Annotated in this window: 21 protein-coding genes and 1 pseudogene; 13 read left to right on the top strand and 9 right to left on the bottom strand. The window is 72.3% G+C overall.

Features of this window, described 5'->3' with window-relative positions; translation table 11 throughout:
- Positions 1–29 precede the first annotated feature (29 nt).
- Positions 30–818, bottom strand: a complete 789-nt coding sequence (locus ACGFWE_RS23195; RefSeq protein ID WP_393601383.1) for a glutamate racemase — start codon at positions 816–818, stop codon at positions 30–32.
- Positions 819–875: 57 nt separating this feature from the next.
- Between ACGFWE_RS23195 and ACGFWE_RS23190 the strand changes: the two genes are divergently transcribed.
- The gene (locus tag ACGFWE_RS23190; protein ID WP_393601381.1) at positions 876–2,054 is read left to right on the top strand and encodes a glycosyltransferase; all 1,179 of its coding nucleotides are present in this window, start codon (positions 876–878) and stop codon (positions 2,052–2,054) included.
- Between the two features lie 4 nt (positions 2,055–2,058).
- Here ACGFWE_RS23190 and ACGFWE_RS23185 read toward each other — a convergent pair whose 3' ends face one another.
- Positions 2,059–3,264, bottom strand: a complete 1,206-nt coding sequence (locus tag ACGFWE_RS23185) for a TerD family protein (RefSeq protein WP_393601972.1) — start codon at positions 3,262–3,264, stop codon at positions 2,059–2,061.
- A gap of 297 nt (positions 3,265–3,561) precedes the next feature.
- On the opposite strand from ACGFWE_RS23185, the gene ACGFWE_RS23180 reads away from it, so the two are divergent.
- The 4 genes from ACGFWE_RS23180 (at position 3,562) to ACGFWE_RS23165 (ending at position 8,189) form a co-directional block, all read left to right on the top strand.
- Positions 3,562–4,008 carry a DUF6643 family protein gene (locus tag ACGFWE_RS23180; protein WP_352386311.1) on the top strand — a complete coding sequence of 149 codons (447 nt, stop codon included), beginning with the start codon at positions 3,562–3,564 and terminating at the stop codon, positions 4,006–4,008.
- A 42-nt stretch (positions 4,009–4,050) separates the two neighbouring features.
- Entirely contained in the window at positions 4,051–4,878 is an 828-nt protein-coding gene (locus ACGFWE_RS23175) for an MOSC N-terminal beta barrel domain-containing protein (RefSeq protein ID WP_352386313.1), read from the top strand.
- A 164-nt stretch (positions 4,879–5,042) separates the two neighbouring features.
- Positions 5,043–5,648, top strand: a complete 606-nt coding sequence (locus tag ACGFWE_RS23170; RefSeq protein ID WP_393601378.1) for a hypothetical protein — start codon at positions 5,043–5,045, stop codon at positions 5,646–5,648.
- Between the two features lie 111 nt (positions 5,649–5,759).
- Positions 5,760–8,189, top strand: a complete 2,430-nt coding sequence (locus tag ACGFWE_RS23165; RefSeq protein ID WP_352386316.1) for a right-handed parallel beta-helix repeat-containing protein — start codon at positions 5,760–5,762, stop codon at positions 8,187–8,189.
- Here ACGFWE_RS23165 and ACGFWE_RS23160 read toward each other — a convergent pair.
- A complete protein-coding gene (locus tag ACGFWE_RS23160; protein ID WP_352387103.1) occupies positions 8,159–10,477 on the bottom strand; it encodes a hypothetical protein in 2,319 nt (772 codons plus the stop codon). The two genes, ACGFWE_RS23165 and ACGFWE_RS23160, sit on opposite strands and share 31 nt — an antisense overlap.
- Before the next feature lie 312 nt (positions 10,478–10,789).
- On the opposite strand from ACGFWE_RS23160, the gene ACGFWE_RS23155 reads away from it, so the two are divergent.
- Positions 10,790–11,620 (top strand): DeoR/GlpR family DNA-binding transcription regulator, encoded by an 831-nt coding sequence (locus ACGFWE_RS23155; RefSeq protein ID WP_352386317.1) that lies wholly within the window; start codon positions 10,790–10,792, stop codon positions 11,618–11,620.
- Between the two features lie 51 nt (positions 11,621–11,671).
- Positions 11,672–12,151: an SRPBCC family protein gene (locus tag ACGFWE_RS23150; RefSeq protein WP_393601376.1), complete on the top strand. Its 480-nt coding sequence runs from the start codon at positions 11,672–11,674 to the stop codon at positions 12,149–12,151.
- A gap of 144 nt (positions 12,152–12,295) precedes the next feature.
- Here the strand turns inward: ACGFWE_RS23150 and ACGFWE_RS23145 are convergent, their stop codons facing one another.
- The gene (locus tag ACGFWE_RS23145; protein WP_352386320.1) at positions 12,296–13,441 is read right to left on the bottom strand and encodes a PLP-dependent cysteine synthase family protein; all 1,146 of its coding nucleotides are present in this window, start codon (positions 13,439–13,441) and stop codon (positions 12,296–12,298) included.
- A gap of 348 nt (positions 13,442–13,789) precedes the next feature.
- On the opposite strand from ACGFWE_RS23145, the gene ACGFWE_RS23140 reads away from it, so the two are divergent.
- Positions 13,790–14,113, top strand: a complete 324-nt coding sequence (locus tag ACGFWE_RS23140) for a hypothetical protein (RefSeq protein WP_352386322.1) — start codon at positions 13,790–13,792, stop codon at positions 14,111–14,113.
- 185 nt (positions 14,114–14,298) lie between these two features.
- Complete coding sequence (locus ACGFWE_RS23135) at positions 14,299–14,820, top strand: ATP-binding protein (RefSeq protein WP_352386324.1); 522 nt, start codon at positions 14,299–14,301, stop codon at positions 14,818–14,820.
- Between the two features lie 110 nt (positions 14,821–14,930).
- Here the strand turns inward: ACGFWE_RS23135 and ACGFWE_RS23130 are convergent, their stop codons facing one another.
- The 3 genes and pseudogenes from ACGFWE_RS23130 to ACGFWE_RS23120 form a co-directional block, all read right to left on the bottom strand.
- Positions 14,931–17,492 carry an ABC transporter permease gene (locus tag ACGFWE_RS23130; RefSeq protein WP_393601373.1) on the bottom strand — a complete coding sequence of 854 codons (2,562 nt, stop codon included), beginning with the start codon at positions 17,490–17,492 and terminating at the stop codon, positions 14,931–14,933.
- Positions 17,493–17,866: 374 nt separating this feature from the next.
- A pseudogene (locus ACGFWE_RS23125) lies at positions 17,867–18,622 on the bottom strand (ABC transporter ATP-binding protein); the annotation flags it as partial.
- Complete coding sequence (locus ACGFWE_RS23120) at positions 18,619–18,912, bottom strand: SHOCT domain-containing protein (protein ID WP_352386330.1); 294 nt, start codon at positions 18,910–18,912, stop codon at positions 18,619–18,621. The gene ACGFWE_RS23120 and the pseudogene ACGFWE_RS23125, both read right to left, overlap by 4 nt.
- 171 nt (positions 18,913–19,083) lie before the next feature.
- On the opposite strand from ACGFWE_RS23120, the gene ACGFWE_RS23115 reads away from it, so the two are divergent.
- The 3 genes from ACGFWE_RS23115 to ACGFWE_RS23105 are packed head-to-tail and all read left to right on the top strand — an operon-like array spanning position 19,084 to position 21,176.
- Positions 19,084–19,662, top strand: a complete 579-nt coding sequence (locus tag ACGFWE_RS23115) for a TetR/AcrR family transcriptional regulator (RefSeq protein ID WP_352386332.1) — start codon at positions 19,084–19,086, stop codon at positions 19,660–19,662.
- A gap of 12 nt (positions 19,663–19,674) precedes the next feature.
- Complete coding sequence (locus ACGFWE_RS23110; protein ID WP_393601371.1) at positions 19,675–20,259, top strand: DUF4865 family protein; 585 nt, start codon at positions 19,675–19,677, stop codon at positions 20,257–20,259.
- Positions 20,253–21,176 carry a phosphotriesterase gene (locus ACGFWE_RS23105; RefSeq protein WP_393601369.1) on the top strand — a complete coding sequence of 308 codons (924 nt, stop codon included), beginning with the start codon at positions 20,253–20,255 and terminating at the stop codon, positions 21,174–21,176. Before ACGFWE_RS23110 ends, ACGFWE_RS23105 begins: the two co-directional genes overlap by 7 nt.
- A 37-nt stretch (positions 21,177–21,213) precedes the next feature.
- Here the strand turns inward: ACGFWE_RS23105 and ACGFWE_RS23100 are convergent, their stop codons facing one another.
- Positions 21,214–21,741, bottom strand: a complete 528-nt coding sequence (locus tag ACGFWE_RS23100) for an SMI1/KNR4 family protein (protein WP_393601367.1) — start codon at positions 21,739–21,741, stop codon at positions 21,214–21,216.
- A gap of 142 nt (positions 21,742–21,883) precedes the next feature.
- Between ACGFWE_RS23100 and ACGFWE_RS23095 the strand changes: the two genes are divergently transcribed.
- Positions 21,884–22,861 (top strand): NAD-dependent epimerase/dehydratase family protein, encoded by a 978-nt coding sequence (locus tag ACGFWE_RS23095; protein WP_393601365.1) that lies wholly within the window; start codon positions 21,884–21,886, stop codon positions 22,859–22,861.
- A gap of 15 nt (positions 22,862–22,876) precedes the next feature.
- On the opposite strand, the gene ACGFWE_RS23090 is transcribed toward ACGFWE_RS23095, so the two are convergent.
- Complete coding sequence (locus ACGFWE_RS23090; protein ID WP_393601363.1) at positions 22,877–23,326, bottom strand: RpiB/LacA/LacB family sugar-phosphate isomerase; 450 nt, start codon at positions 23,324–23,326, stop codon at positions 22,877–22,879.
- Position 23,327: the final 1 nt, after the last annotated feature.

Raw genomic sequence — 23,327 nt, 5'->3', positions numbered from 1 at the left:
GACGGGGCTTTCCGGCCGTCGGCCGGTGGTCAGTGGGCAGGGGTGGCGGTCCGCAGGAGCCGGCCCTCCGCGTAGGCCAGGGCGGGTGCGGGCAGCGCGGCGCCCTCGCGTCCGCTGAGCAGCACCGTGAGGGTGCCGGTGGCCGCTGCCTCGGGCGCGGGCTGCTCACCGATCCGGCGCAGCGCCTGGGCGGCGACCGCTCCGGCGGAGCCGTGCAGGACGAGCGGCGGACGGCCGGGGCGCTGCACGGCGGCGCGGATGCGCTCGGCGACCAGTTCGTAGTGGGTGCAGCCCAGGACGACGGTCGTCACGTCCGCGGGGGTCAGGGCGGCGGCCGCGGCCACGGCGGCGTCGACGGCCGCCTCGTCGGCGTGCTCCACCGCCTCGGCGAGGCCGTGGCAGGGCACCTCGGTGACCGGCACCCCGTCGGCGAACTCCTCGATGAGACCGCGCTGGTAGGGGCTGCCGGTGGTGGCGGGGGTCGCCCAGATGGCGAAGGGACCGCCGGCCGCCGCCGCGGGCTTGATCGCGGGAACGGTGCCGATGACCGGCAGATCCGGTTCGAGACGGGCGCGCAGGGCGGTCAGGGCGTGCACGGTGGCGGTGTTGCAGCCGATGATCAGGGCCTCGGGACCATGGGCGGCGGCGGCCTCGGCGAGGGTCAGGGCGCGCCCGATGATGTCGTCCGGTGTGCGGGGGCCCCATGGCATGCCGTCGGGGTCGAGGGAGAGCACGAGATCGGCGTCGGGGCGCAGTCGCCGTACCGCGGCGGTGGCCGCCAGCAGACCGATTCCGGAGTCCAAGAGCGCGATCTTCACCCGGCCACGATAGACGATGAGCCCTTGGGGGCCGGTCGCGTGGGGCAGACTGCGGGCGTGAGCGCCATCGCGTGGACCGCCGCCGTATCCCTCGCCGCCTGGCTGTGGCTGCTGCTCTGCCAGGGCTCCTTCTGGCGCACGGACATAAGGCTCCCGCCGCAGCGCGATCCCGAGACCTGGCCCTCCGTGGCCGTGGTGGTGCCGGCCCGCGACGAGGCCGAGGTGCTGCCCGTGAGCCTGCCCTCTCTCCTGGCCCAGGACTATCCGGGACGGGCAGAGATCTTCCTCGTCGACGACGGCAGCACGGACGGCACCGGAGAACTGGCCCGCGAACTGGCGCGCCGGTCCGGCGGACTTCCGCTGACGGTGTCCTCACCGGGTGAGCCGCCGGCGGGGTGGACGGGCAAGCTGTGGGCCGTAGGCCATGGCATCGCTCTGGCACGCGCGCGTGGGCCCGAGTACCTGCTGCTGACGGACGCCGACATCGCCCATGAGGCGGACAGCCTGCGGCGGCTGGTCGCCGCCGCGCACGCCGGTGGGTTCGACATCGTCTCGCAGATGGCCCGGCTGCGGGTGGAGAGCCTGTGGGAGCGGCTCGTGGTGCCGGCGTTCGTCTACTTCTTCGCGCAGCTGTATCCGTTCCGCCGGATCGGCAGGAGGGGCGCGCGGACGGCGGCCGCGGCGGGCGGCTGCGTCCTGCTGCGCGCCGACACGGCCGAGCGGGCGCGGATCCCGGACGCCATCCGGCACGCCGTCATCGACGACGTGGCCCTCGCGCGGGCCGTCAAGGGCGGCGGCGGCCACATCTGGCTGGGCCTCGCCGAGCGCGTGGACAGCGTGCGCCCCTATCCCCGGCTGCACGACCTGTGGCGGATGGTGTCGCGCAGCGCGTACGCCCAGCTCCGCCACAACCCCCTGGTGCTGCTGGGAACGGTGGCCGGGCTGACGCTGGTCTATCTGGTGCCGCCCGTCGCCGTCCTCGCCGGCCTGGCGACGGGCAGTGCGGCGACCGTGCTGCCGGGTGCTCTCGCGTGGCTGGTCATGACGGGGACGTACGCCCCGATGCTCCGCTACTACCGGCAGCCGCTGTGGCTCGCTCCCCTGCTGCCGTTCACCGCGTTCCTCTATCTCCTGATGACGGTCGACTCGGCGGTGCAGCACTACCGGGGCCGCGGCGCGGCCTGGAAGGGCCGCACCTACGCGCGCCCGGACGCCGTCGTCGGCGAGGAGCGGTGAGGCCTCACTTGCGGCCCGGTGTCCAGTTCATGCCCCAGCCGTAGACCTGGTCCACCGTCCGCTGCGGGCTCACCCCGCGTTCGGGCACCAGGTAGCGGGCCTCGCGCTGGACGACCAGGTCGTCACCGGTGTTGGTGATCAGGGCCAGGGCGCACACCGTCGAGGGCACCGTGCACTCGTCGAGGGAGAAGTCGATCGGGGCGCCGTACTGCGGCTGGAGGGTGACCGTGGCGTGCAGGTCGGCGAAGGAGCGCGCGCCCTCGTAGATGGTCACGAAGACGAGGATGCGCCGGAAGTCGCGCTTGTGGTCGAGATTCACGGTGAGGTTCTCACCGCTCGCGAGCGCACCGGTGCGGTCGTCGCCGTCGAGGTGGATGTAGGGCGGCTGGTGCAGGGCTCCATAGGCGTTGCCGAGCGCCTGTACGACCCCCTTGCGGCCGTCGGCGAGTTCGTACAGGGCGCACAGGTCGAGGTCGAGGTCGGCGTGCATGGGCACTGCCCGGCCGCGCTTGCCGCTCCAGCCCGAGAACTGTTTGTGCACTTGCCAGTTGAGGTTCACGCGCATCGCGCCCGAGGTGCCGCCCTGTTTGGCGAGGGAAACGGAGGGAGCCGACTTGGTCAGCGTGACTTTGGAGAGGCGGACCGGTTGCGAGGAGGGGGCGGGCGGCGACGTCACCGGTGCCGTCTGCTGGGGCTCGTCCACGGTGATGCCGAAGTCCGTTGCGAGACCTTCCAGTCCGCTGTCGTAGCCCTGACCGACGGCACGGAATTTCCACGCGCCCTGACGGCGATAGAACTCCCCGAGTACGAAAGCGGTTTCTACCGTCGCGCCCGTGCTCTCGAACCGCGCCGCCACAGTGCCCTGCGTGGCATCTCGCACCTCGATGTAAAGATCCGGGATTTGGGCGAAGGTCCCGCCGTCCGCGGAAGCGGCGAGCACGACGGTCTCCACCGACGGCTCCACGCGCGCGAGATCGACGAGCAGCGTGTCGGTCACCCGGCCGCCGTCGGTGCGTTTGCCCTCGTGGCGGACAGCTCCGGAGGAGTGCTGCGGCTGGTTGTAGAAGACGAAGTCGGCGTCCGAATGGACCTTCCCGCCGGCGAGCAGCAGGGCCGAGGCATCCGCGGTGGGGACCCCCGGCCCGGTACGCCAGCCCAATTCGACGCGCAGTGCCGTCGTGGGCACCGGAGCGTTCGAGCCTTTCGGCATTGACATGTCTGCCCCCATCAGGTGTCGGCAGGCCAGGACGCGCCCCGGCGGTCCTTCGAGTTCTACTCGCTCAACCTATTCCCCCGGGACAGCGAACTCCCATCCCGCGCACAGGAAGATCACCCGCCAACCCTCGGTAACCCCTCCGGAACTCGGCCTTTACACGGATGGGACCCGGATTGGCGTCCTTTTTTGCCGAGTTCGCTCGCATTGGGGAGCCCACGTCACTGCCGACACGGAAAACAACCCTCTTATCGGTCTCCCCAACCAGCACATCGTGGGCTTAACTTATGTGCCATGACCTCCCCCCGCTCCACTTATGGCGGCGGCTACTACTCCGCCTCCTTCCCGGACACTCCGATCTACGACTCACTCGTGGCCGAGCGGGGCACCCCGCAGATCGCCCCGATCCGGGTCCCGGCCGCGTACGCGTACGACGCCCCGGCAAACCACCTGCCCGCGCTGCCGTCCGCGCTGCCCGCTCTTCCCGCCGGTCCCTCCTACTCCTCCTACGGCTACCCGCAGGCGCAGCAGCCCGCTCCGCTGCAGCAGGCGCCCGGGGCGTACATCCCGCAGCAGGCCGCCGCGCCTCGCGGTTATCCCGGGCCGCAGCAACAGCAGCCGCGTCCGGCCGCCCCCGGCATGGGCACGGGCTACGAGGCGATGCGCCCCGCGGCTCCCCGGCCCGCTCCGGCGGCTCCCTACCAGGACCCGTACAACAACCAGCAGTACCGCGGGTACTGATTCCCCTCCCGGGCTGTCGGCGCCGCCTGGCACGATGGCCTCATGGGGAATGCGCAGCTGTTGTCGATACATGTCCATCCGGTCAAGGCGTTCCGGGGTCTGGCACTCCGGGAGGCCGAGGTGGAGCCCTGGGGGCTGGCCGGTGACCGGCGCTGGGCGCTGGTAGACGACGGGGGAAAGGTCGTCACCCAACGACAGCAGCCGCGCCTCGCGCAGGCCGCCGCCGAGCTGATGCCCGGCGGCGGCGTCGTTCTGTCCGCGCCCGGTCTGGATCCGCTGACCGTGCCGGTCCCCGAGCCGGGCGAGACCGTCACACTGGACATCTTCGGGGACAAGGTCGAGGGGGTGCCCGCCGCCGACGCGGACGCGCACGAGTGGTGCAGCGAGTACCTCGGTGCCCGGACCCACCTGGTCCACCTGGACGACCCCGCCACCCGCCGCCCGGTCGAGCCCGAGTACGCGCTGCCGGGCGAGACCGTCACTTTCGCCGACGGATATCCGCTGCTGCTGACCTCCGCGGCCTCCCTCGACGCCCTCAACTCCCTGATCTCCGAAGGCCGGCACGCGGCCGAGGGCCCCCTGCCCATGAACCGTTTCCGGCCGAACGTGGTCGTGAGCGGCGCCGACGCCTGGGCCGAGGACGACTGGTCGCTCATCGCCATCGGGGACGTCACCTTCCGGGTGGCCAAGATGTGCGGGCGGTGCGTGGTGACCACCACCGACCAGGACCGGGCCGTCCGCGGCAAGGAGCCGTTGCACAGCCTGGGCCGGCACCGCCGCTTCGGCGGCAAGCTCGTCTTCGGGCAGAACCTGGTGCCCCGCTCCCGTGGCACGATCCGGGTCGGTGACCCGGTGACGGTTCTCGCCTAGGAAGCGAGCAGCACGGGAACACCGCCCGGGGGCATGCACGTTGGGGCTTTCGTGAGGAGTTCATGAGAGGCCCGGCCGCAGGTGATTTCGCTCTCTCTTCGGCCGGTCCCGCGCGTGAACGACTCCGTCGGGGGTTATCACGGAGCGGGAAGGGGGTGCGGACGGTGCGAGCGATCAGTGGACTGTGGCGTTGGCGGCGCAACCCGCTGCGCCGCGGGACCGACCTGGCCGAGGCCTGGGCCGGCCTCCTGGCCCTGCTGCTGATCCTGGTCGTAGCACCGGTGATCGGCTCCGGCACCGGGGGCGCGGCCCAGAGAGCGCTGCAGCAGTCGGTCCGTGAACAGCAGGATTCGCGTCGGCTGGTGACGGCGACCGTGATCCGCAGGATGGAGCGTTCGCCGCTGGACGCCGACCCCGAGGCCGCGTCGGGGCGGGAGGTGCGCAGCCGAGTGGTGGCCGGCTGGACCGCGCCGGACGGCACCGCGCACCGGGGCACGGTGATGGCCGCCCTCCAGACCCCGCACCGCGGCGACCACTTCCGCATGTGGACGGACCTGCACGGCCGCGCAGCGGCCCGGCCGCTGGACTCCGCCACCGCCACCACCCACGCCGTCCTCGCGGGCACCGGAGCGGCCCTGCTGACCGCGGGCCTGGTCGAGTGCGCCAGACGGCTCGCCGTCTGGCGCATGGTCCGTCGCCGGTACGCCCGTTGGGACCAGGCATGGGAGCGCGCGGGCCCGGACTGGGGCCGGACCGGCACCGGCAGCTGACCGCCTCACGGCTCTGGTCAACCCACCACCCGCGCGCACGCTACGGTGGACCGGCCGAGGTTCCTCGGCAGCACAAACCCGCGTACGACGAGGTGGGGGCACAGCAACGCCATGGCACAGGGCACGGTCCAGGTGACGCACACCGGTACATCAAGGTGGCGGCGCCGCACGGGTGAGTACGCGTCACTCGCCGCTGCCCTGGAGGCCGCGGCGGACGGGGACGTCCTCACGGTCGCGCCGGGCACCTACCGGGAGAACCTCGTCGTGCAGCGGGCGGTGACCCTGCGCGGCCCCGAGGGTTCCCCCGGTTCCGTGCGCATCGCGCCCCTGGACGGGGTGCCGTTGACCGTGTGTTCCTCCGCCGTGGTGCAGGACCTGCACGTGGAGGGCCAGGACGCGGCCGCGCCCGCCCTGCTCGTCGAGGAGGGCACACCGGAGCTCACCGACATCCGGATCGTCACGCGGTCGGCGGCCGGCATAGAGGTACGCGGCGGCGCGCGCCCGACCGTGCGGCGCTGCACCGTCGACAACCCGGCCGGCATCGGCATCGCCGTACTGGACGGCGCGGGCGGGGTGTTCGAGGAGTGCGAGATCGTGGCGGCCGGCCAGTCCGGTGTCTCGGTGCGCGGCGGCGCCCACCCCCGCCTGGAACGCTGCCGGGTCCACCACACCTCGGGCGCGGGACTGACGGCGACCGGCGAGAACTCCGCGCTGGAGGCCGTGGGTTGTGAGGTCTACGAGGTTCGCGGCAGCGGGGTCCAGATCACCGGCCGGGCCACCGCGCACCTCACCGACTGCGATGTGCACCGCACCACGGGCGACGGCGTCACCCTCGACACCGACGCGGTGCTGACCCTGGCCGACTGCCGTATCCACGACATCCCGGAGAACGCGGTCGACCTGCGCTCCCGCTCGGTGCTCACCCTGACCCGTACGACGGTCCGTCAGTTCGGGCGCAACGGCCTGTCGGTGTGGGATCCGGGCACGCGCGTGGACGCCAACCAGTGCGAGATCTTCGACAGCACCGGCGACTATCCGGCCGTCTGGATCAGCGACGGCGCCACCGCCGTACTGGACTCCTGCCGGGTGCACGACGTGCCGGACGCCCTGTTCGTCCTCGACCGCGGCTCCCGCGCTGACGTCGTCGACAGTGACATCTCCCAGGTCCGCAACACGGCCGTGTCCGTGAGCGACGGCGCCACCGCGCAGCTCGACGACTGCCGGATCCGGGACGCGGCGACCGGCGCCTGGTTCCGTGACCACGGCAGCGGCGGCACCCTCAACAACTGCACCGTGGACGCCACCCAGACCGGCGTGATCGTCACCAAGGGCGCCGACCCGACCATCGAGCGCTGCACGGTCGACTCCCCCGCCGAGGCGGGCTTCTATGTGTCGGCGGGCGGCCGTGGCAGCTTCCTGAACTGCCGGGTGACGGGCAGCGGCGGCTACGGCTTCCATGTCATAGACGGCTGCCGTACGACCCTCAAGAAGTGCCGCACGGAGCGCTGCGCGCGCGGCGGCTACGAGTTCGCCGACGCCCCCGACGCGGCGGCCGGAGCGGGCCCCGTCGTCGAGGACTGCACGAGCGACGAGAGCGGGGGCCCGACGCCGCCCGCGGCGCGCGAGACGGCCGTACTGACGGAGTCCCGCTCCCCCGGTCTGCTGATCCCCGGGCAGCGGGTCACCGAACAGGAGCCGCCGGCCGTCCCCGCCGAGCCGGAGAAGCCCTCGCGCACCTCGAAGGCCGTTCTCGGTGAGCTCGACGCCCTGGTGGGCCTGGACAGCGTCAAGCGCGAGGTGCGGGCGCTCACCGACATGATCGAGGTGGGCCGGCGGCGCCAGGAGGCGGGCCTCAAGGCGGCGTCCGTCAAGCGCCACCTGGTCTTCACCGGCTCCCCCGGCACCGGCAAGACGACGGTCGCCCGGCTCTACGGCGAGATCCTCGCCTCCCTCGGTGTCCTGGAGAAGGGGCATCTCGTCGAGGTGTCCCGCGTCGACCTGGTCGGCGAGCACATCGGTTCCACCGCGATCCGCACCCAGGAGGCCTTCGACAAGGCGCGCGGCGGAGTGCTGTTCATCGACGAGGCGTACGCGCTGTCGCCGGAGGACTCTGGCCGGGACTTCGGCAAGGAGGCCATCGACACGCTGGTGAAGCTGATGGAGGACCACCGCGAGTCGGTCGTGGTGATCGTCGCGGGCTACACCGCCGAGATGGAGCGGTTCCTGTCGGTCAACCCGGGTGTGGCCTCCCGTTTCTCGCGGACCATCACCTTCAGCGACTACAACCCCGAGGAACTCCTCCGCATCGTGGAGCAGCAGGCCGAGGAGCACGAGTACCGGCTGGCACCGGGCGCTCCGGAGGCTCTGCTGAAGTACTTCACGGTGCTGCCCAAGGGGCCCGCCTTCGGCAACGGCCGTACCGCGCGCCAGACCTTCGAGGCGATGGTGGAGCGGCACGCGAGCCGGGTCGCCCAGGTGGACGACCCGACCACGGACGATCTCACCCTGCTCTACGCCGAGGACCTGCCCGAGTCCTCCTGAGACCGCGGTACCGGCACGTCCGGCTGGAGCCGGCCCAGCAGTTTCGCGCGTTCCTCGGCGAAGACCGGGTCGGCCTGGTAGTCGGAGTGGCCGAGGATCGGCGCGGGCAGCGGGTGGAGATCGGTGCGGCCGTAGGCGAGCGGGTCCTTGAGGGGCTGCCGGTCCACCTCGGGACCGCAGTCGCCGGGCAGCCGGACCGGGCCGCCGATGGGGTCGGTGAGCCGGTAGAGGTTGCGCCAGCAGTCCACGTCGTGGTGCAGGGCGGTGAGCGCGGCCGGGCCGAAGTGGGCCGGGAACCAGCGGCCGTAGAGGCGCTCCAGCGGGGAACCGTAGGTCAGCAGGCCGACGCGTTTGCGGACCGTCGGCTCCAGCTGCCAGGCCGCGGCGGCCGCCAGGACACTGCCCTGGGAGTGGCCGGAGATGACCAGCCGGCCGCGCGTGGCCCGGGTCCAGGTCGCGATCCGCCAGGTCAGGTCCGGTACCGCGCGCTCGGCGTAGCAGGGCGGGGCGAAGGGGTGGGCGGCGCGCGGCCAGAAGGTGCCCACGTCCCAGAGGATGCCGATGGTCCGGCGCGCGGAGGGGTCCTTGTAGGCGCGGCGTCCCCAGGTGACGAACAGGATGAAGCCGAGGCCGATCAGCCAGGAGCCGAGGGCCTGCGCGGTGTCGGCGGCGCCCTGAACGAAGACGTACGCCCCCTCGGCGGCCTGCGCCGGTGTCCTGCGGGAGGTGAGAGCGCCGACAAGGGCCCCGGCTCCCAGGAGCAGGGTGCTGGCCGACGTCACTCCGAGCAGGCGCGGTCCCCGGTCCGTCAGCGCCGCCACCGCGCGGGTGCGGGCGATACGGCGGGTGCGTGCCGCGTCCTTGGGCTCGGCGGGGTACTCACTCTCGACCGTGCCCAGTTGGGCCCGTCCGGAGCGCCAGGTGCGCCGGCCGAGCCAGGCGCAGTGCGCCAGCAGCACGAGAAGGACCAGCGGGATCACGGACGCCTGCCAGGTCAGCAGGACCGGCGGGCCGAGGATGGTGGCGCCGGTGCCGTCCAGCCAGTCCGACACCCGCTGCGAGACGCCGCCGGACATCACGCCGCCCAGTGCGCAGGCCAGTGTCGCCACGGCGGGTCCGGCGAGCCCGCGCATCGCTGCGCGCGGGTCGGGATGCGTGCGGTACAGCAGGTGGGCGACCGCGGCCAGGGCGACCACCAGCAGACCCTGCACGAAGGCGATGCCGCCGAAGGTGGCGTCCCCCGACAGCCGGCCGTGCGACTGCCACCCCGGCCGCTCCCACCCGGCGTACACCGCGGCGAGGGCGAGCAGGAGGAGCGCGGCGAGCGGCAGGCGCCGTACGAGACGCTCGTCGAGCTGCCGGTCGAGATACCTCTCGCTGCGTCCTCGGCGGCACACCACCCAGACGACGGCGACCCCGGCGGCGACGAGAGCGGCCAGCAGGAGCCGGCCGAGCGTGTCGAGGAGCGCGGGGCCGCCGGGTTCGCGGTCGAAGCGGGCCGCCGTGGAGCTGACGGCGGCGGCGATCGTCAGCAGGCCCGCGGCGGTGTGCGCGGCGCGCAGGCGGGCGACCAGGCGGCGGCCGTACCAGAAGCCGGGACGGCTGAGCGCGGTGCGGCCGTGGTCCTCCTCGGGCTCGCCCCCGCGGGACATGGGCTGCTGGGACTCGTAGGCGCTCCAGGTGCGGTGGGACAGGTACCAGAGCAGACCGGTCAGCGCGGCCGGGACCAGGGCCGCGAGGGCGAGGCGGCGACCGGGCCTGCTCCACCAGCCGGCCTCCGACACGTCGGGCGACAGGAAGCCCAGCCAGGTGTGCGACTCGGCGCACGCGCGTGTGCCCGCGCACTGCCAGGCCGCGAGGTCCAGGGCGACCTCGCAGGCGGCGGCGACCAGCAGAACGGTCAGGGTCAGGCCCGCGAGCCGGACCAGGAGGCCGTAGAGGCGCACCGTCCGTTTGCGGCCGCGTGCGGTGGGGCGCATCCAGTGGGCGAGGTTGACCACCATGAACGGCAGTAACAGCAGCCACAGGGCGCGGGTGCCGTTGCCGGAGGTGAGGTTGCACCAGACGTACGCCTCGGGCACCGGGCCGGTGCGGGCGTCGCGCGGTCTCCGCTCGGCGTCGACGTCGTCGGCGCGCCGGAAGACGGCCGCGATGTCGTCGCCGGTGATCCGCACCGTGCGCGGATCGTCGAGCATTTTCTCCGGCGTGGTGCCGCCCACCCCGTGGACCAGGAGTTCCAGGGCGGTTCCGGATGCTTCGGGCCGGGCGGGCGAGCCGTCCGCGCCCATGGTCGGGACACGTTCCACTGTCTTTGCACTTCCCCCGTGACGCGCTGTCGGCATCTGTCCGTGCGGGAACAAGGATCTCCCGTTCGGCGCGTCGCGCACACCACTCGTCACGGAATCTCCCCGATCCGGGCGACAGCCGGAGCCCGGGTGTCGCCCCGGTGGCACGAGTGAGACGGGGCGGTCGGTGGCGCTCCGGGTGGGGGCCCGTGCGAGTATGGGTCGTCCCGCGCACCGGAGACGGGCAAAATGTGCTTGTCGGAGAGGGTGCGCAGGGCGTGTCGGACAGCCGCAGGCGAAAGGACCGGAGCGTACGTGAGTGAGAATCAGAACCTCCTCGCGGAGCAGCGGCGCGCCCTGATCCTGGACGAGGTCCGGCGCCGAGGCGGGGTGCGCGTCAACGAGCTGACCCGCAAGCTCGGCGTGTCGGACATGACCGTACGGCGCGATCTCGACGCACTGGCCCGCCAGGGTGTGCTGGAGAAGGTGCACGGCGGCGCGGTCCCGGTGGTCGAGGCGAGCACCCACGAGCCGGGCTTCGAGGCGAAGTCGGGTCTGGAGCTGACCGCCAAGGAGGACATCGCGCGGTCCGCGGCGGAGCTGGTCGCCCCGGGCACCGCGATCGCCCTGTCGGGCGGTACGACGACGTACGCGCTGGCGCACCATCTGCTCGACGTGCCGGATCTGACCGTCGTGACCAACTCGGTGCGGGTGGCCGACGTCTTCCACGCGGCGCAGCGCACCACGGGCCCCCGTCAGGGCGCGGCGACCGTCGTGCTGACCGGCGGTGTGCGCACCCCCTCCGACTCGCTGGTGGGGCCGGTGGCCGACCAGGCGATCGGGGCGCTCCACTTCGACGTGCTCTTCCTCGGTGTGCACGGCATATCGGTCGAGGCCGGCCTGTCGACACCGAACCTCGCGGAGGCCGAGACCAACCGGCGTCTGGTGCAGTCGGCCCGGCGGGTCGTGGTGGTCGCCGACCACACCAAGTGGGGCACGGTGGGCCTGAGTTCGTTCGCCTCGCTGGAGCAGGTCGACACGCTGGTGACGGACGCGGGGCTGCCGGCGTCGGCGCGCGCGGAGATCTCGGAGCATCTGCGGCGGCTGGTCGTGGCAGGCGACTCCGTTGACGGTACAGACATCTGACGGAGCGCCAGCTAGGGTGACCCTTCCCGTTCACACCTGAGGGGGTTGTCCATGGCTCACCAACTGCGCGAGGTGGGGCTCGACTTCATCGCGACCGCGCCCGTACGGCTGGTGTTCGTACAGCAGATGTCGGCTCCGCCGGAGGCGGTCCACCGGGCGCTCGCCGAGGACGTACCGGGCTGGGAGGAATGGTTCTCCGCGGTGACGCTGGCCCGCTCGACCGGGGACGGCTCGACCCGGGAGATCCACCTCAGGGGCGGCGGGCGCTTCCAGGAGACCGTCCTCGCGGCGAAGGCCCCCGAGCTGTACGCCTACCGCGTCGACGTGGCCAACGCTCCCGGTGCCCGCGCCATCGCCGAGGAGTGGCGGCTGACTCCCGCCGGGGCGGGCACCCATGTGCGCTGGACCTTCGCCGTCGACGGCACTGCGGTGTTCCGCCTGGTAGCGAAGCTGGGGCGGGCCGGCCTTGGGCGGGCCTTCCGGGACGCGGTCCGGACGCTGGACCGGCGGCTCGGGGTGCAGGGCCCCTAGCGGGGGTGCAGGGCTCCTGGCCGGGGTGCAGAGCTCCTGGCCGGGGTGCAGGTCGGCCCGCCTTCTGCGGCTTGTCGACGAGACCAGGCCCTTCTGGTCCAGCTTGCCGTGCCGGCGCCGGCGAGGCCGTACAGCTTCTGTCCGCTAGGGGCCGGCGGGAGCGACCTGGCCGGGCCAGACCCCCGTCTCCAGCAGTGCGGCGATCGCCGCCGTGTACGGCTCGATGTCCAGGCCCTGCTCGGCCAGCCACGCGTCCGAGTAGTACTTGTCCAGGTACCGGTCGCCGGGGTCGCAGAGAAGGGTGACGACGCTCCCCCGGCGGCCCTCGGCCACCATCTCGGCGACGATCTTCAGCGCGCTCCACAGTCCGGTGCCCGTCGAGCCGCCCGCCCGGCGCCCGATGGCTCGGTCCAGGGCGCGCACGGCGGCGACACTGGCCGCGTCCGGGACCTTCATCATGCGGTCGATCGCCCCGGGCACGAAGCTCGGCTCCATGCGCGGTCGGCCGATGCCCTCGATGCGCGAGCCGCAGTCGCACGTGACGTCCGGATCGCCGGTGCTCCAGCCCTCGAAGAAACAGGAGTTCTCCGGATCGGCCACACAGATGCGGGTGTCGTGCTGCATGTAGTGGACGTACCGGGCGAGGGTCGCCGAGGTGCCGCCGGTACCGGCCGTGGCGACGATCCACGCGGGCTCCGGGAAACGCTCCAACTCCAGTTGCCTGAAGATGGATTCGGCGATGTTGTTGTTGCCGCGCCAGTCCGTGGCCCGTTCCGCGTAGGTGAACTGGTCCATGTAGTGGCCGCCCCTCTCCACCGCGAGGCGGGCCGACTCCTCGTACATGGTGCGCGGGTCGTCCACGAAGTGGCACCGCCCGCCGTGGAACTCGATCAGGCGGATCTTCTCGGCGCTCGTCGTGCGCGGCATGACCGCGATGAAGGGCACGCCGATCAGTTTCGCGAAGTACGCCTCGGACACGGCGGTGGAACCACTGGACGCCTCGATCACCGGGCGGCCCGGCCTGATCCAGCCATTGCAGAGGCCGTAGAGGAACAGCGAGCGGGCGAGCCGGTGCTTGAGGCTGCCCGTGGGGTGGGTCGACTCGTCCTTGAGGTACAGGTCGATGCCCCACCTCTCCGGGAGCGGGAAGCGCAGAAGGTGCGTGTCGGCCGAGCGGTTGGCGTCGGCCTGGACCTTGCGGACTGCTTCTTTCAGCCAGCCGCGGTAGGCGGTGTCACTGTGGTCGACATCGAGGGTGTCGCCGGTCCGGGTCTGCTGAGGGGTGCTCACGGCGGGGCTCCTAACACTGCGCGCCGACGGCGCGTCGCGCGGCCGATGTCTCGATCATAGACACCTTCCGCACGCTTCTCACCTGCATAAACACACCTTTGAGCGCCCCAAAGACAGCCTGGGGTCGCAGCGGAGCGCGGCGGCGGGGGCGCATTCGAACGAGTGCTCCGGGCGCCCCCGGCGAGATGTCATGCGCACTGGTGCTCGACGCCCGTGGCGGGCAGACTGCACCGGGCGGGACGGACGTCTCGAACGGGGGCGCGCACACTGGATCACGACAGAAGCCGGCTCTCGGCCCACACGGGAGCAGGAGCCGGCACACCGACGCGCACAAGGGGGCGGGGCGGCATGGCGGAGCCGGAGTTCACGGCTATGGGCGTGCGGATCGGGAAGAGGTTGCGCTCGCTCACCCGGGCCGGCCAGGTCCGGATCAACGACGGCAGGCTGGAACTGCTCACCAGTTACGGCAGCGAGATCGACAGCGCGCCGGTACAGGCCGTGCGCGCTTCCAAGCCCTGGTTCGCCGCGGACGACCGGGCTCTCGCGGACCTCAACGGCAACCGGTATCTGCTGACCCTGGGCGAGAAGGATCCCGCGCCGGGCGAGCCCGGGCCGCCCGCGGCACGCCGGTTCATCGAGGCCGTACGCAGGGCTGCGGGGCGTAGCGACTAGGTCACCGCGAGTTGCGAAGTCGCACCTCCTGCGTCACGCTGGTCTCACATCACTCTGGGTTTACCGGCGATCACGCTGCACACCAGCCCGCCGGGCACGACGGCAGGCGGCCGTTTCACGCAGGCACCTGCCGGATCGATCCGAACTCCGTGTTCTTCCGGACCTCACGTCGGGGAGTCGCAGCCGTGATCAGTCACCCAAGCAGGCATTGCACAGTGGAGCTTCAGGCTCTGCCGGCGCGGATCGGCCAGGTCCGCAGAATCCTTTCCGCACAATTGCGCTACTGGCATCTGGATCCCCTCATAGACCGGGCCGTGCTCGGTGTGACGGAGCTGTTGACCAACGTCCACCGCCATGCCCAGCCCGACAAGACGTGCACCGTGAAGATCGAGCTGCTGCTCGACCGGCTCATGGTCTCGGTGCACGACCACGACCCGCGTCTGCCGGTCGTGGCCGACATCAAGGACACCGAGCCGCTCGCCACGTGCGGGCGAGGGCTCGCGATGGTCGCCGCGGTCAGCGAGAGCTGGGGCGTACGGCCGGACGGCGAGTCGGGGAAGTTCGTGTGGTTCACACTCCCGACGCCCTCCGCCGCACGGCCACCGCGTCGCACCGTCCTCGACAAGTCCGCGCTCAGGTTCGCCGAGGTGCGGGTCGACGGCCGCAGGCCCGAACACGCTCCCGCCCGGTCGGCCGTTGCCGGCTGACCGGGCGGTGACGCCTTCTCCTTCCGCTCGTGCGCCCGCGGGGCGCGCCCCTCCCGGGCTCCCGCGGCCGACGCGCCGGCTCAGTGACCGTCGGCGGGCTCCTGGCAGCCTCACTCGGTGGCGATCGCCCGCAGTACGTCGAGACGGGCGGCACGTTGGGCCGGGCGCAGGCCCGCGAGGGCTCCCGCGGCGAGGCCCACCAGGGCGACCACCGCGAGTTGCAGCGGTGGCATCGCGAAGGCGAAGGTGCTGTCGCTCGTCCCGTCCGAGGCCTTGACGAGGACCCAGCCCAGGAAGGCGCCGAGGGTGAGTCCACCGACCGTGCCGAAGGCGGCGACCAGGACGGACTCCCAGCGGACCATGGCGCGCAGCTGGGAACGGGTCTGGCCCACGGCCCTCAGCAGGCCCAGTTCGCGGGTGCGCTCGTGGATCGCCAGGGTCAGTGTGTTGGCGATGCCCAGCAGTGCGATGAGGACCGCGAGGGCGAGCAGCGCGTAGACCAGGGTCAGCATCATGTCGATGCCGCCGGCCGAGGACTGCGCGTACTCGTCGCGGGTCTGCACCTCGGGATGGCCGTACCGTGCCGCCACCTTCTCCACCGCCGCCTTGCCCGCGCCGGTGCTCACGCCGTCCTTGAAGGAGACCGCGACGAGCGTGTCGGCGTCCTGCGTGCGGTGCGGGGCCCAGGCCGCGCGGGTGATGACGTAGTCTCCCGCCAGCTCGGACCGTCCGTAGACCGCGCGGACCGTGAACATGTCCTTCTCGCCGTCCGTGAAGGTGAGTCGGGCCTTGTCGCCGGTCGTGAGGCCCTGCTTTCGCGCCTCCGCCTCGGTGATGGCGATGCCGTCGGTACCGAGGTCACGCAGGGAGCCCCGCACGGTGCCGAGGTCGAAGGTGCGCTCCAGGGCGAGCGGGTCGGTGACGGTCAACGCCCGTCCCTGGCCGTCGACTTCGGCGACACCGCGTCCGAGACCCACGGCCGTGTCCACCTCGGGCAGGCGCTGGACGGCTCCGGCGAGCCGGGGGCTCAGTCCGCTGCCGCCCGCCCCGAACGACGGTGTGCTGACGGCGACATCGCCCGCGAAGGACCGGGACACGGTCTGGTCCATGGTGGCCTTCAGGGATGCCCCGAACACCGTGAACAGCGAGACCACGGCCACGCCGATCATCAGCGCGCCGGCGGTGGCGGCCGTCCTCTTGGGGCTGCGCAGGGCGTTGCGCCGGGCGAGGGAGCCGGTGACACCGCGGAGCCGGTCGAGGGGACCGCCGAGCACACGTACGGCGGTCGTGGAGGCGACCGGGCCGAGGACCACGAACGCGACGAGCGCCAGGAGGGCGCCGGTGCCCGCGAGCCAGAGGGACGGTGACACCAGGACGCCGGTGAGGGTGACGGCCACGGCCAGTGCGGCCAGGCCGGCTCCGGTGACGGCACGGACGCGGGAGGCGTCCGACCGGTCGACGGCCGTCTCGCGCAGTGCGGCGAGAGGTGCGGTGCGGCCGGCGCGTACGGCGGGCAGCAGCGCGGAGCCCAGGCAGACCACCACGCCGACCGCGAGCGGCAGCAGCATCGACAGCGCGCTGATCACCAAGTCGCCCTCGGGGAAAGGGAATCCGATCGCCGGGAACAGTGCCTGGAGGCCGGCGGCGATCCCGATGCCGCCCGCGAGGCCCGCGGCGGAGGCGGTGACCGCCACGACGCTCGCCTCGGTGAGGGTCGATGCGGTGACCTGGCGACGGGAGGCGCCGAGTGCTCGCAACAGGGCGTTCTCGCGGGCGCGTTGGGCGACGACGATCGCGAAGGTGTTGTGGATGGAGAAGGTGGCGACGAGCAGGGCCACGCCCGAGAACACCAGCAGGAAGGCCGTGAAGACGGTCAGGAACTGGCTGGCGATCATGTCGGTGTTCTCCTCGGTCGACTCCTGACCGGTGATCGCCTCAACACCCTGGGGCAGCACGCGCGTCAGCCGGTCGACGAGCTCCCGCTGGCTGACACCGGGACCTGCGCGCACCTGGATGCTCGACGCCTCGCCGGGCCGGGCCGTGAGGTACTTCTCGGCGTCGGCCCGGGTCATGCCCGTGAAGGTCACCTGGGCCATGCCGTCTGCGCCGCCGAAGGTCGCGAGACCGACGATGGTCACGTCGACAGGGTCGGGTGTGCGCAGGATCGTCGTGTCGCCGATCCTCAGGTCGCCCTTCTCGGCGGTGCCGCGGTTGACGACGACCTCGCCGTGCCTCTTCGGCGCGCGGCCCTCGGCGAGTTGATACGGGTTGAGCTTCGGGTCGTCGATCCAGTTGCCGGCGAGGGTGGGCGGACCCTGGCCGCCGATGGGCTTGCCGTTCCTGCCGACGAGTTGGCCGGCGCCCTGGATGTCGGGGGCGGCGGCCGCGACGCCGGGTACCTGTTCGACGGTCTCGACCAGGTCGGTGGCGACCGGCTCGCGCACTCCCTCGCTCTCACCCGGCGTGGTGATGGCCTCGGCGCTGCGGACCACGGCGTCGGTGCCGCCGGTCGCGTTGCCGAACATGGTGTCGAAGCCGGCGCGGAGGGTGTCGCCCATGACGAGTGTTCCGGCGAGGAAGGCGACCCCGAGGAACACGGCGAGGAAGGTTCCGGCGAAGCGGCGCTTGTGGGCGCGCAGGGAGGACACGCTCAGACGGAGGGAGGCGTTCATGAGGGATCCTCCGTCCGGGTCGGAGAGGGGGTCTCCGGTCCCGTGGTCGGAGAGGGAGACTCCGGTCCCGGGAGGGATCGGGTCCGCGAGGGCGTCTGTGGCTGCGTGGGGGCTTGCGTGCGTGGGGGCGCCTCGGTCCGGGAGGACGCCTCCGTCTGGGGCGTCGGCTCGGACCGGGAGGCAGCCTCCACCCGGGAGGTCGGCTCGGACCGGGAGGCACCCTCCACCCGGGAGGTCGGCTCGGACCGGGAGGGCACCACCGTTCGGGACGACACCTCCGGCCGAGAGGGCATCCCCTCCCCGGAGGGCACCCCCGCCCGGGAGGGCACCTCCGCCCCGGAGGGCACTACCGTCCGGGACGACACCCCCGCCCGGGACGTCACCTCGAAGGCCTTCAGGCGGTCCAGGACCCTGTCGGCGGTCGGGGACTCCATCCGGTCCACCAGGCGTCCGTCGGCGAGGAAGACGACCTCGTCGGCGTGGGCCGCGGCCACCGGGTCGTGGGTGACCATGACGACCGTTCGGGCCGTCTGACGCACGGCCCTGCCGAGGAGGCCGAGGACCTCTCCGCCGGAGCGGGAGTCGAGGTTTCCGGTGGGCTCGTCGGCGAAGACGACGTCGGGCCGGCCGGCGAACGCCCGGGCCACGGCGACGCGTTGCTGCTGCCCGCCGGAGAGCTCGGAAGGCCGGTGACGGAGCCGGTCGCGCAGGCCGACCACGTCGATCAGCGTGTCGATCCACTCGGGGTCCCCCTTGCCTCCCGCGAGGTCCAGCGGCAGTCGGATGTTCTCCTCGACGGTCAGCGTCGGCACCAGGTTGAACGCCTGGAAGACGAAGCCGACGCGGTCCCGGCGCAGGAGGGTCAGGCGGCGGTCGTCGAGGGAGCCGAGATCGGTGTCGCCGATGTAGGAGGTGCCCTCGGTGAGCGTGTCGAGGCCGGCCGCGCAGTGCATGAGGGTGGACTTGCCGGAGCCGGAGGGCCCCATGATCGCGGTGAAGCGGCCGGCCGGGAAGTCGACGCTCACCCCGTCCAGGGCCCGCACTCCGGTGTCGCCGCTGCCGTACACCTTCACGGCGTCGACCACCCGGGCGGCCGGCAACGTCCTCGTCGAGGCGGTCGCGGCGGTCATGCCGCACCGCCCTTGCCCGCCGCACGGCCGAACTGCTCGTCCAGGACGGACAGCCGGCGCCAGTACTCGTCCTCGTCGATCTCGCCGGAGGCGAAGCGGCGGCCGAGCATGGCGATCGGCGAGTCCCCGGAGGGGCCGGCGTCGGCCGGCGGGCGCCAAGGGCCGCGGCGGCCGCGCCAGGCGGTGCGGCGCAGGACCGTGACGACGCCGAGCACGACGGCCGCCCAGATCAACGGGAAGAAGAGGATCCACGGGCCCGGGCCACCGTCCCAGTTCGCGAGAGTCTGCATGTCGGTTCATCTCCCTGGAGTTTCTGAACGTGTCGTTCGGTGCTGCTTCGAGACTGGCTCCGGGGAGGGGGTCGGGTCGTCGTACGGCCAGCGGCAGTGCCTGTACCTCACGGGGAGTACGCGGAGGTCTTCCGTCTGCTCCCGGGGGCCTCGACTTCTGTAACTACTAGTATGTACAGTGAGGTCATGAGCACCTCGGACCGACTGATCGAGTCCACCCGTGAGCTGCTGTGGGAGCGCGGCTATGTGGGGACGAGCCCCAAGGCCATCCTGGAGCGGGCGGGGGCCGGACAGGGCAGCATGTACCACCACTTCAAGGGCAAGCCCGACCTCGCTCTCGCCGCGATCCGGAGGACCGCCGAGGAGCTGCGCGCCACCGCCGAGGGAGTACTCGGCGGGCCCGGCACGCCGTACGAGCGCATCGAGGCGTATCTGCGGCGTGAGCGCGACGTGCTGCGCGGCTGCCCGATCGGCCGGCTCACGATGGATCCGGATGTCGTCGCCAGCGACGAACTGCGCGCGCCGGTCGACGAGACGATCGACTGGATCCGTGAGCGCATCGCCGGGATCGTCGAAGAGGGCAAGGAACAGGGCCAGTTCGCGGCGTCGCTGGATGGCGAGGAGATCGCGGCGACCGTACTCGCGACCGTCCAGGGCGGCTATGTTCTGGCCCGTGCGTCCGGCTCGCCCGCCGCGTTCGACACGGGTGTGCGGGGTCTGCTCTCGCTGCTCACCCCCCAAGCGCCGTAGAGGAGGCGACCGATGCACGCGATGGAGTACGCACTCACCCTGCCCGCCGACTACGAGATGGAGGTCATCCGCGCGCGCGTGGCCCGGGTCGGGCATGTGCTGGACGACTGGGAGGGGCTCGGTCTCAAGACGTATCTGATGCGCGAGCGGGGCGTGAACGGCTCGCCCGTCAACCAGTACGCACCCTTCTACCTCTGGAACACCGTGGAGGGCATGAACACCTTCCTCTGGGGAGGCGCCTTCCAGGGGCTCAGCGACGACTTCGGGCGGCCGTCCGTGCGTCAGTGGACAGGCCTGTCGTACGAGGAGGGAGGCGCCGTCGGCTCTCCTGCCCGGTGGGCCGTGCGGCGGTGTCAACCGGTGCCGCAGGGCGTGGAGTTGGCCGAGGCGATGGCGGGCGCGGTGGGTGAGACGGAGCGGCTGGCCGGGCAGGACGGCGCGGTGCTCGCGGCGGCCGTGGTGGACACGGCCCGCTGGGAGCTCGGCCACTTCTCGCTCTGGGCGCATCAGCCGTCCGGGGCGGACGGCGAGGTGTTCGAGGTGCTGCATGTGTCGGCACCGGGCCGGGGGCGGCTGCCGCGGGGACGACAGTGGTGAGCGCGGTCGCGGTCCGTACGGTGGCCGGTGACGTGCCCGCCGAGCAGCTCGGGGTGTGCGACGCTCACGACCATCTGTTCTTCGGCAGTCCCCGACTGCCGGGGCAGGAACTGCGGAGTGTCTCGGCGGCGCGGGCCGAGCTGGCGGCGTTCGCCGCGCAGGGCGGCGGCACCGTGGTGCAGTGGACGCCGTACGGGTTGGGGCGGCGAGCCGCAGATCTGCCGCCGCTGGCCCGGGAGACCGGGGTGCGGATCGTCGCCGCCACCGGGCTGCACCAGGCGATCCACTACGACGACGACACGCTCTCCGGGCTGCGTGGTCGTCTCGCCGAGGTGTTCGTCGGCGAACTCACCGACGGCATCGGCCCGTCCGGCGTCCGCGCAGGGCTGATCAAGGTGGCGGGCGGTTTCCACGCTCTGGACGCGCACGCCCGCTGGACCATGTCCGCGGCGGCCGAGGCCCATCGTACGACGGGGGCGCCGATCGCCGTCCACCTGGAGCTGGGGACCGGTGCGCTGGACGTACTGGACCTGCTGTGCGGGGAGTTGGGGGTGCCACCGCGGCGGGTGATCCTCGGCCACCTCAACCGCTCCCCCGACCTCACCGTGCACGCCCAGGCCGCCGCGTCGGGCTGCTACCTCGCCTTCGACGGGCCCTCGCGCGCCAACCACGCAACGGACTGGCGCATGCCGGACGCCGTACGCGCCCTCGCCGAGGCGGGTCATGGGGACCGTCTGCTCCTCGGCGGCGACACCACGACCGCGGCCGCCCGGTCGGTCGACGGGGGCCCCGGTATGCCGTATCTGCTGCGCCGGGTGCGTCCGCGACTCGCCGTCGAGCTGGGTGAGGAACTGGTGCGGCACATCTTCGTCGACAACCCTGGTCGGGCCCTGGCCGTGGAGTGGAGCCGCCCTTGACGCCGCTCACCGGCCGGGCACTCACCAGGGAGGGCACTCACCGGCAGAGGGCGTCGATGTCCTCGGAGAAGGCCGGGAACTCGGAGCGGGCGGAGGTGACGATGTCGCGGGTGGGGCGGCGCGGGGTGCTCGCGTGACGCTCGGCGAGTTCGGTCAGTGCCGGGTTCGGGCGGGCGTCGCACTGCTCGTGCTCCACCACCTCCATCGGGCCCAGGCCGTCGGCCAGTACCCAGAGAAAGTGGGACAGGTTCGCCGCGACCACACCGCGCTCGCCCTCCGAGCCCAGGAACACCACCGGCTGCTCGGCGAGGGGCCGCCCCGGCCGCACGCGCCACAGGGCGGCGAGGCCACCGGTACCGTCCTGTCCGAAGACCCGGTAGGCGTCGCCGTCCAGTTCGTGGTTGCCGGTCCAGTGGCGCAGCCAGTCGGTGGTCTCCTCGGCGGAGTCGAAGGCGTCGTACGGCTCGAAGTCGACGCCTTCGCCGTCGGCGTAGTCGAACTCCACGCGGGCCACGTCGACCAGGGCGGGCGGGAAGGCGCGGTCGTCCTCAGTCGTGTCGATCATGCCCGCAGGCTAGTCGCCGCCACTGACAACGGCCCTGGCCACAAAGATGTCCACCGAGGGCCGGCGCAGGTCGGCTCAGGGGCGCTTGACGGCACCGTCGGGGGCCCAGCCAGACTGACCTGACCGGCCTGACAGCGATGGGATGAACATGCGAGTCGTCGTGATCGGCGGAAGTGGGCACATCGGCACCTTCCTGGTCCCCCGCCTGGTGCGGGCCGGCCATGAAGTGGTCAACATCAGCCGCGGCACGCGCACCGCCTACGCCGAAGCCCCCGAATGGCAGCAGGTGCGTCAGGTGGTCGCCGACCGGGAGCGGGAGGACAGGGAGGGCGGCTTGGGGGGCCGGGTGGCCGGGCTGGGCCCGGATGTCGTCGTCGACCTGGTCTGTTTCACCCTGGACTCGGCCACCGCTCTCATCGAGAAGTTGCGCGGCGAGGTCGGGCATCTGCTGCACTGCGGCAGCGTGTGGCGCCACGGCCCCGCCGACAAGCTGCCGATCTCCGAGACCACGGGGACCCCGCCCGTCGGGGAGTACGGCATCCAGAAGGACCGGATCGCCCGGATGCTGAAGGAGGAGACCGCTTCCGGGGGCCTGGTGACCACGTCCCTGCACCCCGGGCACATCGTGGGCCCCGGCTGGCACCCGGTCGGCCCACTGGGGAACTTCGACCCCGCGGTCTGGTACGCGCTTTCGGCGGGGCAGCCGCTGCGGATCCCCGGCAGCGGTGTCGAGCTGATGCACCATGTGCACGCGGACGACGTGGCGCAGGCCTTCGAGCGAGCGATCGAGCACCGGGACGCGGCGGCGGGAGAGGACTTCAACGTCGTCGCTCCCAGCGCGCTGAACGTCCGCGGATACGCCCGCGTCGCGGCCGGCTGGTTCGGCCGGACCGCGACGCTGGAGCCGGTGACCTGGGAGCAGCTGCGCAGGACCACGGCCCCGGAACACGCCGACGTGAGCTGGGAGCACCTGCACCGCAGCCAGTGCTTCACCATCGAGAAGGCCAGGGCCCTCCTCGGGTATGCCCCGCGCTACGAACCGGAGGCCGCCGTACTGGAGTCGGTGCGATGGCTGATCGACCACGGGGAGCTGAAGGTGGCGGGCGCGCTCGGCGCCTGACCGGAACGCGCGCTTCTAGGACCGGCCGGCGTCCAGGCGCTCCACCCGGGCCACGTTCTCCCGGTCCTCGGCGTCCTCGCTCGGTTCGGCGGTGAACCAGGCGTCGAGGATCTCCTTGAGGAGCGGCTCGGAGGTGAGGCGGAGGCTGAGCGCAAGGACGTTCGCGTCGTTCCAGCGGCGGGCGCCGTCCGCGGTGTAGGCGTCCGTGCACAGGGCGGCCCGTACGCCGGGGACCTTGTTCGCGGCGATGGAGGCGCCGGTGCCGGTCCAGCAGCACACGACGGCCTGGTCGGCCGTCCCCGCGGCCACCTCACGGGCCGCGGCCTCCGAGCAGACGGCCCACTGCGGTTCGGCGCCGGGGCTCAGGGCGCCGTGGGCGACCACTTCATGGCCTCGCGCGCGCAGCTCTTCGACGAGGGTGCGCGCCACTGGTTCGTCCATGTCCGAGGAGACGGAGATCCGCATG

It is taken from the genome of Streptomyces sp. NPDC048523 (assembly GCF_043199815.1).
Classification (GTDB): domain Bacteria; phylum Actinomycetota; class Actinomycetes; order Streptomycetales; family Streptomycetaceae; genus Streptomyces.
This window is presented reverse-complemented; position numbering and strand designations above follow the sequence as displayed.

Bases quoted from the DNA above. Each gene is read 5' to 3' on its own strand.
- ACGFWE_RS23150 (WP_393601376.1), top strand. From the start codon at position 11,672: ATGGCTCACCAACTGCGCGAGGTGGGGCTCGACTTCATCGCGACCGCG.
- ACGFWE_RS23165 (WP_352386316.1), top strand. From the start codon at position 5,760: ATGGCACAGGGCACGGTCCAGGTGACGCACACCGGTACATCAAGGTGG.
- ACGFWE_RS23090 (WP_393601363.1), bottom strand. From the start codon at position 23,326: ATGCGGATCTCCGTCTCCTCGGACATGGACGAACCAGTGGCGCGCACC.
- ACGFWE_RS23120 (WP_352386330.1), bottom strand. From the start codon at position 18,912: ATGCAGACTCTCGCGAACTGGGACGGTGGCCCGGGCCCGTGGATCCTC.
- ACGFWE_RS23175 (WP_352386313.1), top strand. From the start codon at position 4,051: ATGGGGAATGCGCAGCTGTTGTCGATACATGTCCATCCGGTCAAGGCG.
- ACGFWE_RS23110 (WP_393601371.1), top strand. From the start codon at position 19,675: ATGCACGCGATGGAGTACGCACTCACCCTGCCCGCCGACTACGAGATG.
- ACGFWE_RS23185 (WP_393601972.1), bottom strand. From the start codon at position 3,264: ATGCCGAAAGGCTCGAACGCTCCGGTGCCCACGACGGCACTGCGCGTC.
- ACGFWE_RS23180 (WP_352386311.1), top strand. From the start codon at position 3,562: ATGACCTCCCCCCGCTCCACTTATGGCGGCGGCTACTACTCCGCCTCC.
- ACGFWE_RS23130 (WP_393601373.1), bottom strand. From the start codon at position 17,492: ATGAACGCCTCCCTCCGTCTGAGCGTGTCCTCCCTGCGCGCCCACAAG.
- ACGFWE_RS23095 (WP_393601365.1), top strand. From the start codon at position 21,884: ATGAACATGCGAGTCGTCGTGATCGGCGGAAGTGGGCACATCGGCACC.
- ACGFWE_RS23140 (WP_352386322.1), top strand. From the start codon at position 13,790: ATGGCGGAGCCGGAGTTCACGGCTATGGGCGTGCGGATCGGGAAGAGG.
- ACGFWE_RS23160 (WP_352387103.1), bottom strand. From the start codon at position 10,477: ATGGGCGCGGACGGCTCGCCCGCCCGGCCCGAAGCATCCGGAACCGCC.
- ACGFWE_RS23100 (WP_393601367.1), bottom strand. From the start codon at position 21,741: ATGATCGACACGACTGAGGACGACCGCGCCTTCCCGCCCGCCCTGGTC.
- ACGFWE_RS23115 (WP_352386332.1), top strand. From the start codon at position 19,084: ATGTACAGTGAGGTCATGAGCACCTCGGACCGACTGATCGAGTCCACC.